This is a genomic window from Bordetella genomosp. 10 (genome assembly GCF_002261225.1).
In the GTDB taxonomy this organism is placed as follows: Bacteria; Pseudomonadota; Gammaproteobacteria; order Burkholderiales; family Burkholderiaceae_B; genus Bordetella_C.
This window is the reverse complement of sequence record NZ_NEVM01000002.1, coordinates 1,091,794-1,105,816: the sequence shown is the minus strand read 5'-3', so window position 1 is coordinate 1,105,816 and position 14,023 is coordinate 1,091,794. Positions and strand designations below refer to the sequence as shown.

13 protein-coding genes are annotated in these 14,023 nt (G+C 61.9%); all 13 read right to left on the bottom strand.

The window, feature by feature from the left end; all coding sequences use genetic code 11:
• Positions 1 to 40: 40 nt before the first annotated feature.
• Positions 41 to 1,408, bottom strand: a complete 1,368-nt coding sequence (locus tag CAL29_RS14240; RefSeq protein WP_094853637.1) for an LLM class flavin-dependent oxidoreductase — start codon at positions 1,406 to 1,408, stop codon at positions 41 to 43.
• 12 nt (positions 1,409 to 1,420) lie between these two features.
• Positions 1,421 to 2,266: a TauD/TfdA dioxygenase family protein gene (locus CAL29_RS14235; protein WP_218831853.1), complete on the bottom strand. Its 846-nt coding sequence runs from the start codon at positions 2,264 to 2,266 to the stop codon at positions 1,421 to 1,423.
• Positions 2,259 to 3,659 carry an LLM class flavin-dependent oxidoreductase gene (locus CAL29_RS14230; protein ID WP_094853636.1) on the bottom strand — a complete coding sequence of 467 codons (1,401 nt, stop codon included), beginning with the start codon at positions 3,657 to 3,659 and terminating at the stop codon, positions 2,259 to 2,261. The genes CAL29_RS14235 and CAL29_RS14230 overlap by 8 nt, the downstream gene beginning before the upstream one ends.
• Before the next feature lie 17 nt (positions 3,660 to 3,676).
• Positions 3,677 to 4,699 (bottom strand): ABC transporter ATP-binding protein, encoded by a 1,023-nt coding sequence (locus CAL29_RS14225; RefSeq protein ID WP_094853635.1) that lies wholly within the window; start codon positions 4,697 to 4,699, stop codon positions 3,677 to 3,679.
• A 23-nt stretch (positions 4,700 to 4,722) separates the two neighbouring features.
• Positions 4,723 to 5,787 (bottom strand): ABC transporter ATP-binding protein, encoded by a 1,065-nt coding sequence (locus CAL29_RS14220; protein ID WP_094853634.1) that lies wholly within the window; start codon positions 5,785 to 5,787, stop codon positions 4,723 to 4,725.
• Positions 5,784 to 6,578 carry an ABC transporter permease gene (locus CAL29_RS14215; RefSeq protein ID WP_094853633.1) on the bottom strand — a complete coding sequence of 265 codons (795 nt, stop codon included), beginning with the start codon at positions 6,576 to 6,578 and terminating at the stop codon, positions 5,784 to 5,786. Before CAL29_RS14215 ends, CAL29_RS14220 begins: the two co-directional genes overlap by 4 nt.
• On the bottom strand, positions 6,575 to 7,495 hold the full coding sequence (locus CAL29_RS14210) for an ABC transporter permease (RefSeq protein ID WP_094853632.1): 921 nt from the start codon (positions 7,493 to 7,495) through the stop codon (positions 6,575 to 6,577). The genes CAL29_RS14215 and CAL29_RS14210 overlap by 4 nt, the downstream gene beginning before the upstream one ends.
• A gap of 3 nt (positions 7,496 to 7,498) precedes the next feature.
• The gene (locus CAL29_RS14205) at positions 7,499 to 9,052 is read right to left on the bottom strand and encodes an ABC transporter substrate-binding protein (RefSeq protein WP_094853631.1); all 1,554 of its coding nucleotides are present in this window, start codon (positions 9,050 to 9,052) and stop codon (positions 7,499 to 7,501) included.
• Between the two features lie 45 nt (positions 9,053 to 9,097).
• Positions 9,098 to 10,027, bottom strand: coding sequence for a TauD/TfdA dioxygenase family protein (locus CAL29_RS14200; protein ID WP_094853630.1), 930 nt, complete (start codon positions 10,025 to 10,027; stop codon positions 9,098 to 9,100).
• 141 nt (positions 10,028 to 10,168) lie between these two features.
• Positions 10,169 to 10,513 carry a hypothetical protein gene (locus CAL29_RS31310; RefSeq protein ID WP_143277664.1) on the bottom strand — a complete coding sequence of 115 codons (345 nt, stop codon included), beginning with the start codon at positions 10,511 to 10,513 and terminating at the stop codon, positions 10,169 to 10,171.
• Between the two features lie 405 nt (positions 10,514 to 10,918).
• Positions 10,919 to 11,863 carry a GntR family transcriptional regulator gene (locus tag CAL29_RS14195; RefSeq protein WP_094853629.1) on the bottom strand — a complete coding sequence of 315 codons (945 nt, stop codon included), beginning with the start codon at positions 11,861 to 11,863 and terminating at the stop codon, positions 10,919 to 10,921.
• Positions 11,864 to 11,983: 120 nt separating this feature from the next.
• Positions 11,984 to 12,958: a tripartite tricarboxylate transporter substrate binding protein gene (locus tag CAL29_RS14190; RefSeq protein ID WP_094853628.1), complete on the bottom strand. Its 975-nt coding sequence runs from the start codon at positions 12,956 to 12,958 to the stop codon at positions 11,984 to 11,986.
• Between the two features lie 13 nt (positions 12,959 to 12,971).
• Complete coding sequence (locus CAL29_RS14185) at positions 12,972 to 13,964, bottom strand: Bug family tripartite tricarboxylate transporter substrate binding protein (RefSeq protein ID WP_179284025.1); 993 nt, start codon at positions 13,962 to 13,964, stop codon at positions 12,972 to 12,974.
• Positions 13,965 to 14,023: the final 59 nt, after the last annotated feature.

Genomic DNA, 14,023 nt, shown 5'->3' with positions numbered 1-14,023 from the left:
TGTAAGTGGCCAGATTCAATGTGAAAGGCGGCACCGTCCGCTACCTGCGATACGCGGCGCCTGGATGGGTTTCGGCCAGGCCAGCGCGGCCGCCGAGTTTCTCGCGTAATGTACCCAGTGCGTACCGAGTCTTATACCGTCCGCGCTCCTGCAGCACCGGCACGACCAGGTCCGCGAAGTCCTCGTAAGCTTCCGGGGTCACCGCATAACTGAGATTGAAACCATCGACGCCGGTGTCGTCCACCCATTCTTCAAGGCGGTCGGCCACTTCGGCCGGTGAGCCGATGAAAACCGGGCCGCGGCCACCAATGGCATTGTGCAGCGCCAATTCCTTGACGGTCCATACCCGGTCGGGATCGAGCTTGGTGAAACCCTCCAGCGCCGAGGACGTGCCATGATCCAGTTGCAGATAGCGTATGGGCGCATCGGGATCGTGAGCGGAAAAGTCGATGCCGGTCCAACCCGAGAACATGGCCAAGGCAGCTTCGGGCGTCACGTAACGGCGATAGTCCTCGTATTTGTCGCGGGCTTCCTGCGCGGTACGGCCGGTGATGATGGTCGCCATCGTATAGAACTTGATGTCGCTTGCCGCACGGCCCGCCTTCACCGCTTCCGCTCGTGTGAGGTCCACGACCGGCTTGAGTACGGTCTTGCTGGGACCGCTCAAATAAACGCCTTCGGCATGGCGGCCGGAAAAACGGCGTCCACGTTCGGACGAGCCGGCCTGAAACAGAACTGGCGTGCGTTGCGGCGTCGGTTCCGTCATGTGTATGCCTCGGACCTTGAAATACTTTCCTTGATGGTCGACGACATGGACCTTCCCGGGATCCGCGAAGACGCCCGTGACGGGATCCCGCACTACGGCGCCTCGCGCCCAACTGCCTTCCCACAGCTTGTAGACTACGTCCATGTATTCATCGGCGATGTCGTAGCGCTCGTCACGCGGCGCGACGTTCTCCTTGCCCAATGCCCTGACGCCACTCTGCGAAAATCCCGTGACGATATTCCATCCGATACGCCCGCGCGTCAGATTATCCAGTGTCGACATTCTCCGGGCGAACACGTAGGGCGGCTCGTGATTGGCATTGCTGGTCACGCAAAGGCCCAGGTCGCGGGTGACGTACGCCATGGCCGACAGCGCCATCAGCGGATCCTGCTTGGGCACCTGCGCGCCGTGGCGCAACGCGGTAGCCACGCCGCCGCCGTAGACATCGTTGACGCCGACGCTGTCCGCCATGAACAGGGCGTCCACCAGACCGCGCTCGAGCGTCCGTGCCAGATCTACCCAATAATCGAGCGTGTGATACTGGAGCGACCGGTCGCGCGGATGCCGCCACATCCCGGGCGAATGATGGACCGGACTGTGCAGGGCGAAAGCGTTGACGCGTATCTCTTTCTTCTGAGCCATCGGAATATCCTGTCAAGTCCGTAGATAAGGCTTGTCGCCGTTGATCGTCACCCGGTAGCCCGACCGCACCTCGGGGAAGTAGTCCCACACCGCCAGGTGCTGGCATGACCGATTGTCCCAGAATGCGATCGAATCCCTGTCCCAGGTGAAGCGGACCTGGTAATCGGGCACCGCGAAGCGGTCGAAAAGCAAATTCAGGATCGCATCGCTTTCAGCTTTGGAGACGTTGTCCAGGTGTGTGGTGAATGCCGGGTTCACGAAGACGCCCTTGCGCCCGCTCTCCGGGTGCGTACGAACCACGGGATGGCTGGCCTTGGGATAGACCTTACCGGTGTCGTCGATGCCCTTGAGCCGGTTCCGCTCGCGGTAGTTCGGGCCACCATCGTGCGTCGCGGTCAGGCCTTCGAGATAGCCGCGCAGGCCAGGCGAAAGCGATTCGTATACCGCATAGGCGCTGGAAAACAGGGTATCTCCGCCTACCGGGGGTACCGTGTGCAGATGCAATATGCTGCCCAGCGGCGGCGCTTCGTCGCAGGACACATCGGAGTGCCACCGGTCGCCGGCGATCCGGCGCGAATTCGCATCGGTGTGTATGGGCAACACCTCGGGATAACCATCGGGGCCAGGGCTGTTGGGATGCACGTGGAGCGTGCCGAAATAACGGCCCAGCGCAAGATGCTGGTCCAGGTTGATCGGCTGCCTCCGGAAAAAAATGACAAGGTGATCCAGCAGTGCGCGGCGCAACTCCGCCACCTGCTCCGCCGATAAGGGTATCGAAAGGTCTATGCCGCTGATCTCGGCCCCAATATGGCGCGTGAGAGGCTTGACGTGTATGGTCTTATAGGAAATGTCAGGCATGAGTTTCAGGTTCAACAGGGTTGCGGGACGCCGCCCGGTGACGGGCAGCGGGGTGAGGTTCGGGCAGTAGCGCCTTGCCGGTGCCGAAGAGTTTTTCCCGCAGCGTGCCGCTGCCGTAGGCCTGCTTGTAGACGCCTCGACGGCGCAGTTCAGGTACCACCAGGTCGACGAAGTCCTCGTGCGTGCCTGGCATCAAGGCGTGGCTGAGATTGAAGCCGTCGACGCCGGCCTCGTCCTTCCAACGCTGCAGCGCGTCCGCGACTTCGGTGGGCGATCCCACGAATACGGGCCCCTTGCCGCCGATGGCGTTATGGAGGGCGAGTTCGCGTATGGTCCAGACGCGATCCGGATCGGCCACGGTGAAGCCCTCGATGGTCGACTGCATTCCTTCGGTCCTGGCGTAGCGCAAGGGCGCGTCCGGATCATAGGTGGACAGATCGACGCCGGTCCACCGCGAGAACAGCGCCAGCGCGCCTTCCAGGCTGACATGGCGCTGCAGGTCCAGCCACTTTTCCTGGGCCATGGCCGAAGTCGGAGCGACGACCACTGTCGCCAGAGAGAAGAACAAAATGGAACGGGGATCGCGGCCAAGGATCTCGGCGCGCCGGCGGATGTCCGCGATGTCCCGCTTCACGATGCCGGGACTGGGCGCGCTGAGGAACACGCATTCGGCGTGCAATGCCGCGAAATCCTTGCCTCGGTTCGATGAGCCGGCCTGGTATAGCAGCGGGGTGCGTTGCGGCGAGGGTTCGGAATAATGCACCCCCTGCATCGAAAAGAACCTGCCCTCATGCCTGATCTCATGGACCTTGGCGGGGTCGGCAAAGACGACCTCTCGAGCATCCCGGAGCGCGGCCCCCTCTTCCCAGCTCTGCTCCCAAAGTCGATAGACCACGTCCAGGTATTCGTCGGCGAGGTCGTAGCGCTCATCATGCGGACGTGCCTTTTCCTGTCCGATGGCGCGCGCGCCGGAATCCCCGAAGCTGGTCACGATGTTCCACCCTATGCGACCCTGCGATAGATGATCCAGCGTGGACATCCGGCGCGCAAACAAATATGGTGTCTCGTAGGTCACGCTGCTGGTAACGGCGAAACCCAGGTGCTGCGTGGCCTGCGCCATCGCCGAGATCAGCAGCAGAGGATCCAGCCGCGGGAACTGCAAGCCCAGGCGCACGCCCGACGCGTTCGATCCGCCATACACGTCGTACTGGCTGATGCCATCCGCGAAAAAAAGGGCATCGTATCCGCCCCGCTCGGCCGTACGCGCCAACTCGGTCCAGAGAGACAGCGTGTTGTACTCCAGCGACCGATCATTGGGGTGAGCCCATAGCCCAGGCGAAAGATGAGTGGGAGCGAACGTCAGGAAAGCATTGATGCGGATTTCATTGGACATGCTGGTGAACCTCTTCTTTACCCGCCCAGCGGCGCCAGGGAAGGAAAGTGGCAAGTGACGCGATGCGTCTCGGACAGGTTGCGCACCTGCGGGCGTACCGATCTGCATATGTCCTGAGCAAATGGACAACGGGTATTGAAAACACAGCCTTCCGGAGGATCCAGCGGCGATGGCATCTCGCCCGCCAGGGTCTGCGAGGCCGCTGCGTCGATCTCCGTCGACGCGATCAGCGCATGGGTGTAAGGATGCGCGGCCCGCTCTATGATGTCCTCGCGCGTCCCCTGCTCCATGAAATGTCCGAGGTAGAGCACGCCGATATGCGTGCTCATGAATCCAACGACGGCCAGGTCATGGGAGATCAGCAGATAGCTCAACCCGAGCTCGTCCTGCAGGTCCTTCAGCAGGTTCAGCACCTGAGCCTGTATGGAAACGTCGAGCGCGGAAACCGGCTCGTCCAGCACAATGATTTCGGGCTCTGGCGCCAACGCGCGCGCGATGGCCACACGCTGGCGCTGGCCTCCGCTGAGTTGCCGCGGGCGGCGTGCCTTGAACTCGGCCGGCAGCCCGACCTGGTCCAGCAATTGGTTTAGCCGGGCGTCGAGTGCTCCGCGCATCGGCCCCCGCTGCTGGACATGCAGCGGCTCCAGCACGATGTCGCCGACGCTCATCTGGGGGTCCAGCGAGCCGAAGGGATCCTGCAGCACCGCCTGCACGGCACGCTGCCGCCAGCGGACGTCATCGCCACGCGGTTTTCCGGAAAAGTGCCTGTCACCCAACCGCACGCTCCCCTTGTCTGCCTGGTCGGCGCCCAGCACGATCCTGGCCAGGGTCGACTTGCCGGAACCCGATTCCCCCACCAGACCGAACGTCCCTCCTCGCGGCAGCGTGAAAGACACCTCTTCGACCGCCCGCAGCGACCGTGCGCGCGAGAAAACCCCGGTACGCACGGCAAACGTGCGCGTCACGGCGCTGACCTCGATGGCCGGCGTGGACGTGGGCGCGGCCGCGGTGGGGGGTAAAACCGGCGCGGAATGAGTCATGTGAGCGTCGCCTTGAAGTCGGATCACGCGTCAACGGGCGCCGGGACGGCAGCCGGGATCCCGCGCGCACCGGCCGGCGGCAAGTGCGCGATCCGGGGCGTGCGCCAACAGGCGGCTTCCTGGCCGCCAGGCAGGCTGCGCGTATCCGGATAAGCGGACAGGCAATCGTCGGCGGCCTGGGGACAGCGCGGGGCGAATCGGCATCCTTGCGCGATGCTGCCAGGCTGTGGCGGCTGGCCCGTGATCGCCTCCAGTCTGCGTTGGAGACCGCGCAGACGAGGCACGGCCGCCAGCAAGCCCTGCGTATAGGGATGCAAAGGCCGCGCGAACACCGCGTTCACCTGACCGCGCTCGACGATCCGCCCGGCGTACATCACCGCGACGTCGTCGCAATAACGCCGCACCAGATGCAGGTCGTGCGTCACGAGCACCATGCCCATTCCATTCTCGGCTTGCAATTCACGCAGCAGGTCAAGAATCTGTAGCCGCACCGTGATGTCGAGCGCCGTGGTTGGTTCGTCGGCTATCAGCAGATCCGGATTGCAGGCAATGCCTATCGCGATCGCGATACGCTGCCGCATGCCTCCGCTGAATTGGTGCGGATAACTGTCCAGACGGCTTTCCGGGTCTGGAATCCGCACGCGCCGCATGAGCTCCACCGCGCGCCTGCGGCGCTCCTGGCGATCACCGATACCCGCGCGAAAACGGAACATCTCGGTGATCTGGCGGCCGACCGTCAACAGGGGGTTGAGCGAGGTCAGCGGGTCCTGCAGCACCATGCCCATATGCACGCCACGCAACGCATTCATCTCTTCCGGCGTGCTCTCCTCCAGCGCCCTGCCGTTGAGCAGGATGCGGCCCCGAGCGATGCGCGTTCCTTGCGGAGGCACCCCCAGCACGGACAGGCAGGTCACGCTTTTGCCGGAACCCGACTCTCCGACCAATCCCAGCGTACGGCCCCGCTGCACGGAGAAGTCCACGCCGTCGACCAGGCGCACCGGCCCCTTCGGGCCATGGGCTTCGACCACGAGGTCCTCGACACGCAACACCGGCGCCTCGGCGGCGGCCACGGACGACCAGCGGCTCATCGGAACACCCCGAACGACTGCGTGCGGCGCCGGTAGGCCTCGCCTATCTGGTTGGTGCTCAGCACGGTCGCGAAAAGCACCAGGCCAGGCAGCGCCGACATCCACCAGGCGCTGTCCAGATAGTTGCGGCCTTCCGCTATCATGCCGCCCCACGATGGATCGGGCGGCTGGATGCCGAGTCCAAGAAAACTCAGCGCCGCTTCCATGAAAATGATCAACCCCACGTCCATGGTGAGCAGGACGACGAAAGTGTCGCGCACGTTCGGCAGCAGATGGCGCCAGGCCACATTTACCGGCGACGCCCCGAGCAACCTGGCGACCAGGACGAAATCGCGCTCGCGCAGGCTGAGCGCCTCGGCACGGATGATGCGGGCAAAGCGCCCCCAGTTCGCCAGCGTGACCACGACGATGATGTTGAGTGTGCTGGGGCCCAACAAACCGACGATCAACATGGCCAGGAAGATGGGCGGCAGGGAATACTGGACATCGACGATACGCATCAGCGCGCCATCGAACCGTCCACCGATGTAGGCGGCGAGTATCCCCGCGAGCGCGCCGAAGAAGCCGGCCAGCACGACCGCGCAGAAGGCGATCAGCAGGGAGACGCGACCACCGTACAACGTTCGGGCGAAGACGTCGCGGCCCATCTGGTCGGTGCCGAACCAATGCGCGATTCCGGGCGGCTGCAACGTGGCGGCCAGGTCGATCGCGTTGGGATCACTGCCGGCCACCCATGAGGCAAATAGCGAACTGGCCACGATGACCAGGAAAAGACAGGAAAACGTTCTCATCTCTGGTACCTGATTCGGGGGTCGATCGCTGCGTACAGAATATCAGCCAGCAGATTGATGCCGATGAACAGCACCACGGAGACGATCACCGCCGCCTGCACCACCGTGAAATCCAGCGTATTGATCGCTTCGACCATCAGGCTGCCGAAACCCGGCCAGGAAAATACGGTCTCGATCGCCACGGCGCCGCCCACCAGAACGCCGAACTGGGAGATGCTGAAGGCAATGATGGGGATGGCGGCATTTTTCAAGGCATGCGTGCCTATCACGACACGCTCAGGCAAGCCTTTGAGCCGCGCCAGTTTGATGTAGTCCGTCTCCAGGGTGGCGAGCAGGTTCACGCGCGTCAGCTTAGCGATGCCTGCGCCTGAATACCAGGCCAGCGCCGCCACCGGCAGCACCAGATACCGCCAGCTTCCGTGCCCCCCGGTGGGAAGCCAGCCCAATTGCACGGAGAACAGGCGAATGAAGAGCAAGGCCGCGAAGAACGGTGGAACGGCCTGGCCCAGCACCACGAAAAGAGTCGTAAAAAGGCCGATACGGCGCCCGCGCGCCACCGCCGCGGCCACCCCTAACGGAACGCCCACGGCCAGCGCCACTACCAGCGCGGTGCTCACCAGCACCATGCTCGACGCCAGCCTGTCGGCGACCATCGTCAGCGCCGGCGCGCCGAAATGAAAGGAGTTCCCCATGTCGCCGCGCAGCATGCCCAAAAGGAAATGCAGGTATTGCACGGGAACGGGTTGCGCCAGGCCCAGTTGCTCGCGGAACAGCTGGCGATCCGCGTCAGTCGCTTCCGGCGGCATCAACAGATAGGCTGGATCGCCCACCATGCGCACCAGCACGAAGATCAGGAGCGACATCAACAGGACGGTGAGCAGCGCCGATGCCGCACGCCGCAGGCTATACAAGAGCATGGGTCAGCTTCCAGGCGCCCACTGCACGGTACGGAAATTCAGGAAACCCGAACCTTGCTGAGGCTGCCATTGCACACCCTTCTTCTTGGTAAAGATATATGTGTACTCGGAAATGTAGAAGGCGGCGGCGTCGTCATGCAGCTCGCGGCCCACCTGCTGGAATATCTCACCACGCTTCTTCGTGTCGCTCACCTTGGACACTTGGGCGAGCAGCTCATCGACTTTGGGGTTCGAATAATCCGACCAGCTGCCACCTGTCGCAAATCCTCCGCCGACCGGATGGATCGGGTCGTACAGGGCGTTGGTGAACTGGCTCAATGCCAGCGGCCCTGAGGTATGGCTGTTGTTCAGGCGCTGGAACGTGGCATAGGTAAGGCGATTCAATTTCACCTTGACACCCAACTGCCCCCAATACGCGGCAACCGCTTCCGCCACGCCCTCCGGAATGTCGCCCTGGATGTTGAGCTCAGTGTTGAAGCCCTTCGGGTAACCGGCTTCGGCCAGCAATGCCTTGGCCTTGGCCGGATCGTAGGGATAGGGCTTGATCGATCGGTCACCGCCATACGGGTAGTAGTTGGAAATGAAGGTCCCGAGAGGCTCGCCGACACCGTGCAGCACGCCTTTGATGATGGCCTGGGTGTCCAGCGCATAGCTGAGCGCCTGGCGCACCTTGGAATTGGCGAACGGCGAGTCCTTGACGTTGGTATAGACACGGACGTAGATAGGCGACGCGACGCGGCTCTGTATGACATCGATTCCTTCCTGCTTCTTCAGGCGGTCGAAGTCAGAAAAAGGCAAGGCGACGGAGACATCCACCTCGCCGCGCAAGACCGCATTGACTCGGCTGGCGGGCTCCGTGATGGCGCGAAACACCAATTTCTTGATTTTCGGCTTCTCGCCCCAGTAGCCGTCATACCGCTCCAGCACCAGTTCACTGCCGCCGGGCGCCAACGACTTGAATCGATATGGCCCCAAAGAGATGGGATGCTGCGCAAACGCATCGGGATTGGGCAAGCTCGCCAGATAGTCGGCGGGTACGATATACAGATAGCCGGCAATCTTGTTGGCGAAAGCGCCGTCCGGCTGCTTCAACTTGAATACGACCGTCAGATCGTCGGGGGTTTCGACGGCGTCGACGATGGGCGCGAAGAAAGGCCGGCGTGTGCTCTTGCTCCGTGGGTCCAGGATATGATCAAGGGACGCCTTCACATCACGGGAAGTGAAGGCCGCGCCGTTCTGGAACTTGACGCCCGGCCTCAGTTTGTAAGTGAAGACGCGCGCATCATCCGAGATGGACAGACTGGTCGCCAGGTGGGGCACCATATTGCCCGTGCCGTCGAAGGCGTAGAGCGTGTCATAGATCTGCCAGCCATATCGCAGCGAGTCACCGCTGACGGCCACCAGGCCATCGAGGTTGTAGAACTCTTTCTCGACGCCCACCACAAGTGTGTCGGTGTCGACAGCGGGTGACGTGGGAGCGGCGTGAGATGCAGCGGAAGCAACGAGCAGGATACCCGTCATTGCCAGCCCTTTCAGGGCGGTAGGAGTAAAGCGCATGAAGCCTGCCTTGGGTAAATGCACGAAAGGACGACCCGGGTGAATTCAGCCCGCGATCTGGTGGGCCAGGACAGGGTTGCCCTGGATGGCCTTGGAAGACTGGCCATCGGGGCCCACAGGAACATCGCCCACAAGAGTGATGCGATAGAGCTGCCTGTCGAAATCCGTCTTGTTGATGTCAGTGGGAGCGCGATGGGCTGTTGCCCGGTTGTCCCAGAATGCGATGGAACCCGGCTCCCATTTGAACCGCACGACGTACTCGGTCCTGAGTACGTGCTCGAACAGCAGCGCCAGCAGGTGTTCGCTCTCGCGCGGGCTGAGGCCGACAATCTGCTTGATGAAGCCGGGGCTGATGAACAGCGCGCGCTCGCCGGTTTCCGGATGTACGCGCACCAAAGGGTGCTCTGACACCAGGGGCGTATCGTCGATTTTCTTGATGAATTCCTGCTTCGCCGACCGCCCTTCAGGCGGCGTGAACCGATGTATGGCCCTGAGGCCGTCGAGGAAGGACCGCAAGGTCGGCGACAAGCCGTTGTACGCCTCGACAAGATTGGTCCACTCTGTATCGCCACCGTAGTGCGGTACCGTAACGCCGCGCAATATCGATGCCGCTGGAGGATTTACGGCCGCGGTAATGTCGGTATGCCACCCTGTCCAAGGCCGAACAAGGGGCTCGCCATTGAACCGCGCCTTGAAACGATCCTTCGCCACGGAATAAAGCTCCGGATATCCCTCGACATAGCCGAAGACAGGATGCCCTATGGTCAACTCGCCAAAATGGCGGCCGAAGCGTATCTGATCCGCATGGTCCAGGTGCTGGCCGCGAAAGAAGACCACCTTCCATTTGAGCAGCGCGGCGCGGATCTCCGCGATGACATCCGCGGCCAGCGGCTCGCGCAGGTCCACGCCATGGATTTCAGCGCCAGTCCACAAGGACAGCGGGCGAACCTCTATTTTGTTTGGAACTCGAGACACGGATCGGCCTTCATGAACGGATGGTGGTCGGAATCTCCGGCGTCCGCGAGGCAAGCCTGACCCCACCGAAGTGAGGCCATTCTATGAGGCGCTCAACTCATTGCAAAACGTTTTTATTCAATATCTAAATGCCTCTAAGGCCTAAAAATATCGATATCTAAACAAATTCGGGTGCTTCTTCGTTCGTCCAATTAAAAACGTTTCAAATTTATCGCCGGCGGCAGCTGCCTCGCAATGGGTGCGCGCGAGCGGAGGTATGAAGCTGAATGCGCCAAGCATCGAGGCATAAAAAAAGAGGGCTCGAAAGCCCTCCAAAGGCCCTAGCGAAGGTAAATAAAGACTAATCGGGGGGGCGGGCAGCGACGCCCTGGCCTCGGCAACCTTCGACACGGGGATTTCCTCTCCGCGATTGCCCCAGCTATTACGAACGTAGGTCAGCACATTGTTGAAATCGTCGATCGCCACGCCGGTCGAGCCGCCAGTCATATAGGGATTGAAGCGATTGTCGTAGAAGAACGCTTGAAGCCGACGCTAGCGCAAGGGCGCGTCGCCCTCGCCTGGATAGCGCCTTCAGGAAAGTCCGGCGGTTTCTGCTGACCTGCTTACCGTAGGGCCAGCTTGTCCCCGGGCACTGGAGAATAGAGGATGACTTCGCCGTTCTGGACGATCTCGGCGCCGCCTGGCTCCTCGATGCGCGCAACCTGCACTCATCCTCGCCAAAAGTCCCTGCCGCGGCCGCTCCGTGATGATCCTTTTAGAAAGGACGCGTAGCGCCTACGCGAAACGCGTGGCGCGGAATTCACGTCTCGCGCCTTGGACGACCGGGCATACTGACGCGGCGTCAAGCTCGATGACACCCGCTCAGCAAGCCGATTATCGTGAGAACTTAGCTCAAGACGTCGTGCGATTGGTTTGGACCCCGGAATCGCCAAACACCCCTTCGCTGCCATAGACCTTGGCTCGTCTTGCGTCTTCCAGATGCTTGCGCATCAATCCCGCGGCCTCAATCAAGTCCTGCCTTTCTATGGCCGCCAATATAGTCAGGTGCTCGGTGGCCTGAGTGTGCCTCGCTTGCCGCCGCGTAGCCGCTTGCCGGTACTCCACCAGGCGGCGCAGTTGATCGAGCCTTCGGACGGTCTGCAAGACAAAGCGATTCCCAGACCAGAGCGCGAGGGTCTCATGGAAACGACTGTTGGCCTCGAACAATTCAATAGCCGTCATCGTCTCATAGCCACCATTGACGATGAATTCCTGCTCGCGCCGTAATTTGACCAGTTCTTCCCGGTCCACCTTGAACCAAGGGCTCAATAGCGCGGCGGGCTCTACGGACTGCCGAAAAAGGTAGCTTTCTTCGTAGGCCTGCGGGGAATCGATCATAGGCAAGAAGACCCAACCGCTACCAACCCGCTGCTCGACCCAGCCTTCGTTCGATATACGCGCAAGCACCTTGCGTAGCGTACTGCGAGCGACATCGAATACTCGCATCAGTTCGGCCTCGCTTACTTCTTCCGGCAATTTTCCTGATTGGCGAGCTTCCGCGATCTGCAGGTATAGCGGATCATCAGGCGACGCGGCCACGTCCTCCACGACGTCGTCAAGGGCGACGGCATCTCGCGCAAGCATATATCGACGGTTCGTATCCTGCCGCGCAACGCCCAAAGTGGCCAAATGGCGCAGAGCAACTTTCACAGGCGTACGCGAGGTGCCGATTGCCTCGGCGAGTAACACCTCCGGCAAGGCAGCCCCCGCCTGCCAGTTTTCTCGCCGGACAAGCGCAATGATTTCCCGTACGACACGAGCCTGGACGGGCGACAGATCAGCAATCGGATTATCCATAGCACGCATTTTACGCACTACCAGCCAAGCCAGGCCGCCAAGGCCGACGTCAATTCCCGCGGCGCCTCAAGCGGCAGCACATGACCAGCGAGCTGAACCGGGGCCATGTCCTGCCCTCCCTCACTCCACCTTTGCGCCCGAAGCCTTGACGACGCGCCCCCAGCGGACGGTATCGTCACGCAACAACTTCGCGGCATCCTGTGGAGGCATGTATTCGCTCTGCGCGCCACTCTGAATCAGATAATCCTTCAGCCCTTGCTCGTTTGCGGCGGCCTGAAGGGCATGTGAAAGGCGGCTGACGATTTCATCGCTGGCGCCTGCTGGCGCGAACAGGCCCATCCAGTACTTCACTTCATAGCCCGGCACCACCGCCCCAAGCGCGGCGACACCCGGCAAGGCCTTGACAGGCGCGGCGTCCGTCACACCGAACGCCTTGGCCCGATGCCCGGCAACCAGAGGCAAGGCCTCCAGCGTCGACGCCCAGAAGAGTTGTATCCGGCCACCCAGCAAGTCCGTGATCGCGGCCTGGCTGCCTCGATAAGGGATGTGTTGCATCTTGATGTCCGCCTGCTGCATGAACATCACCGCGGCGAGATGGTTGACCGCACCGTTGCCCGAAGATCCGAAAGCCACTTCACCTGGATGCTTTTTGGCATAAGCCAGCAGGTCCGTCGTCGTCGATGCCGGAAAATCGTTGTTCGCGATCAACGTGTATCCGGTCGTCGAGAGGATGCCGACAGGCCGCAGGTCCCTCTGGGCATCGAAAGCCAAGCGAGGATAGAGCGTCGGATTGATTGCCAGGCTGGACGTTCCCACCAACAGCGTATATCCATCCGGCGCTGCCCGCGCAACATACTCCGTCCCGATGTTCGTACCCGCCCCCGGCTTGTTCTCCACCACAACCGACTGCCCGAGCTCTTTGGACAACGTGACGGCGGCTCGCCGCGTGACCACATCCGTGAAACCGCCCGGGGGAAACGGCGCGATCAGGCGGATTGGACGATCAGGGTAATCGGCCGCCTTCGCGGACCCACAGACGGCCGCCAAGGCAAGCATCAGCGCCGCTCCCGCCCGTTGCATTCCCGTTCCGATCATGGTGCCGCCCTCCTCAGTCTATGGACAGCTTCAGTTGCGAAATCAAGGCCGATAACTTGCGGGATTCGCCTTGTATCTGCGCGCGAAAGGCGTCCGGCCCGGCGCCGGAAGGCACCATCATGCTTTCCTTCAGCCTCTCCGCGACGGTCCTGTCCCGCAAGGCCTGACCTGTCGCTTCGGAGAACCGCGCGATGCGGTCTCCGGCCGTTCCCTCGGGCGCCACAATGCCCATCCAGGACACGAATTCGTAGCCCGCGACACCGCTTTCCTGCACGGTAGGCACATCCGGCAGAATAGGACTACGCCGCGGCCCTGTCACGGCGAGGGCCTTGAGCTTGCCGGACTTGATATGGGGCAAAGCGGCGATCGGAAACGCCACCACGGTCGATATTTCACCACCCAAGGCGCCGATGATTGCGGGGCCGCCACCCTTGTAGGGAACGTGGACCAGATCGACTTTGGCCATGGACTTCAGCATCTCGCCGGCGAGATGGTTCGCGCTCCCATTGCCTGCCGTGCCGTACGTGAACTCGCCTGGCCTGGCGCGCGCCTTTGCAAGAAACTCAGCCAGATTGGATGCGCCCACGGAGGGATGGGCACAGATGATGAGGTCATTGCTCGTAAGCCAACTCACAGGCATCAACGACTCGACCTTGAACCCTGGATTCTTGTAGAGGAAAGGATTGATCGACATCGTCCCTTGATTCACGAACGTATAGGTGTAGCCATCATTCGGCGCACGCGCACCGGTGCTGGTTCCGATATTCCCGGCTGCGCCGGCCTTGTTGTCGATGATGACCGGCTGTCCCAGCACCTGTTGCCACTGCGGCTGCAGCATGCGGCAGACCGCGTCGGCATCACCGCCAACCGGCTGCGGCACGATAAGCGTGATCGGCTTTTCGGGATAACTTTCCTTGGCGAACGCCAGGGAAGGCAGGCCCGCGAATACGCCACCCGCGGCCAAGACGCGCAGCGCGCGCCTGCGATGCAAGCTCAAACTTTCCATGATTGTCTCCAATGATCGACTTCTAAAGTTCGTTTGTTCAAAAAAAGAGGTACGACGCC

What these genes read in the sequence shown, in the direction of transcription:
- CAL29_RS14240 (WP_094853637.1), bottom strand. Translation starts at nt 1,408, where the DNA reads ATGGCTCAGAAGAAAGAGATACGCGTCAACGCTTTCGCCCTGCACAGT.
- CAL29_RS14235 (WP_218831853.1), bottom strand. Translation starts at nt 2,266, where the DNA reads ATGCCTGACATTTCCTATAAGACCATACACGTCAAGCCTCTCACGCGC.
- CAL29_RS14230 (WP_094853636.1), bottom strand. Translation starts at nt 3,659, where the DNA reads ATGTCCAATGAAATCCGCATCAATGCTTTCCTGACGTTCGCTCCCACT.
- CAL29_RS14225 (WP_094853635.1), bottom strand. Translation starts at nt 4,699, where the DNA reads ATGACTCATTCCGCGCCGGTTTTACCCCCCACCGCGGCCGCGCCCACG.
- CAL29_RS14220 (WP_094853634.1), bottom strand. Translation starts at nt 5,787, where the DNA reads ATGAGCCGCTGGTCGTCCGTGGCCGCCGCCGAGGCGCCGGTGTTGCGT.
- CAL29_RS14215 (WP_094853633.1), bottom strand. Translation starts at nt 6,578, where the DNA reads ATGAGAACGTTTTCCTGTCTTTTCCTGGTCATCGTGGCCAGTTCGCTA.
- CAL29_RS14210 (WP_094853632.1), bottom strand. Translation starts at nt 7,495, where the DNA reads ATGCTCTTGTATAGCCTGCGGCGTGCGGCATCGGCGCTGCTCACCGTC.
- CAL29_RS14205 (WP_094853631.1), bottom strand. Translation starts at nt 9,052, where the DNA reads ATGCGCTTTACTCCTACCGCCCTGAAAGGGCTGGCAATGACGGGTATC.
- CAL29_RS31310 (WP_143277664.1), bottom strand. Translation starts at nt 10,513, where the DNA reads ATGACTGGCGGCTCGACCGGCGTGGCGATCGACGATTTCAACAATGTG.
- CAL29_RS14195 (WP_094853629.1), bottom strand. Translation starts at nt 11,863, where the DNA reads ATGGATAATCCGATTGCTGATCTGTCGCCCGTCCAGGCTCGTGTCGTA.
- CAL29_RS14190 (WP_094853628.1), bottom strand. Translation starts at nt 12,958, where the DNA reads ATGATCGGAACGGGAATGCAACGGGCGGGAGCGGCGCTGATGCTTGCC.
- CAL29_RS14185 (WP_179284025.1), bottom strand. Translation starts at nt 13,964, where the DNA reads ATGGAAAGTTTGAGCTTGCATCGCAGGCGCGCGCTGCGCGTCTTGGCC.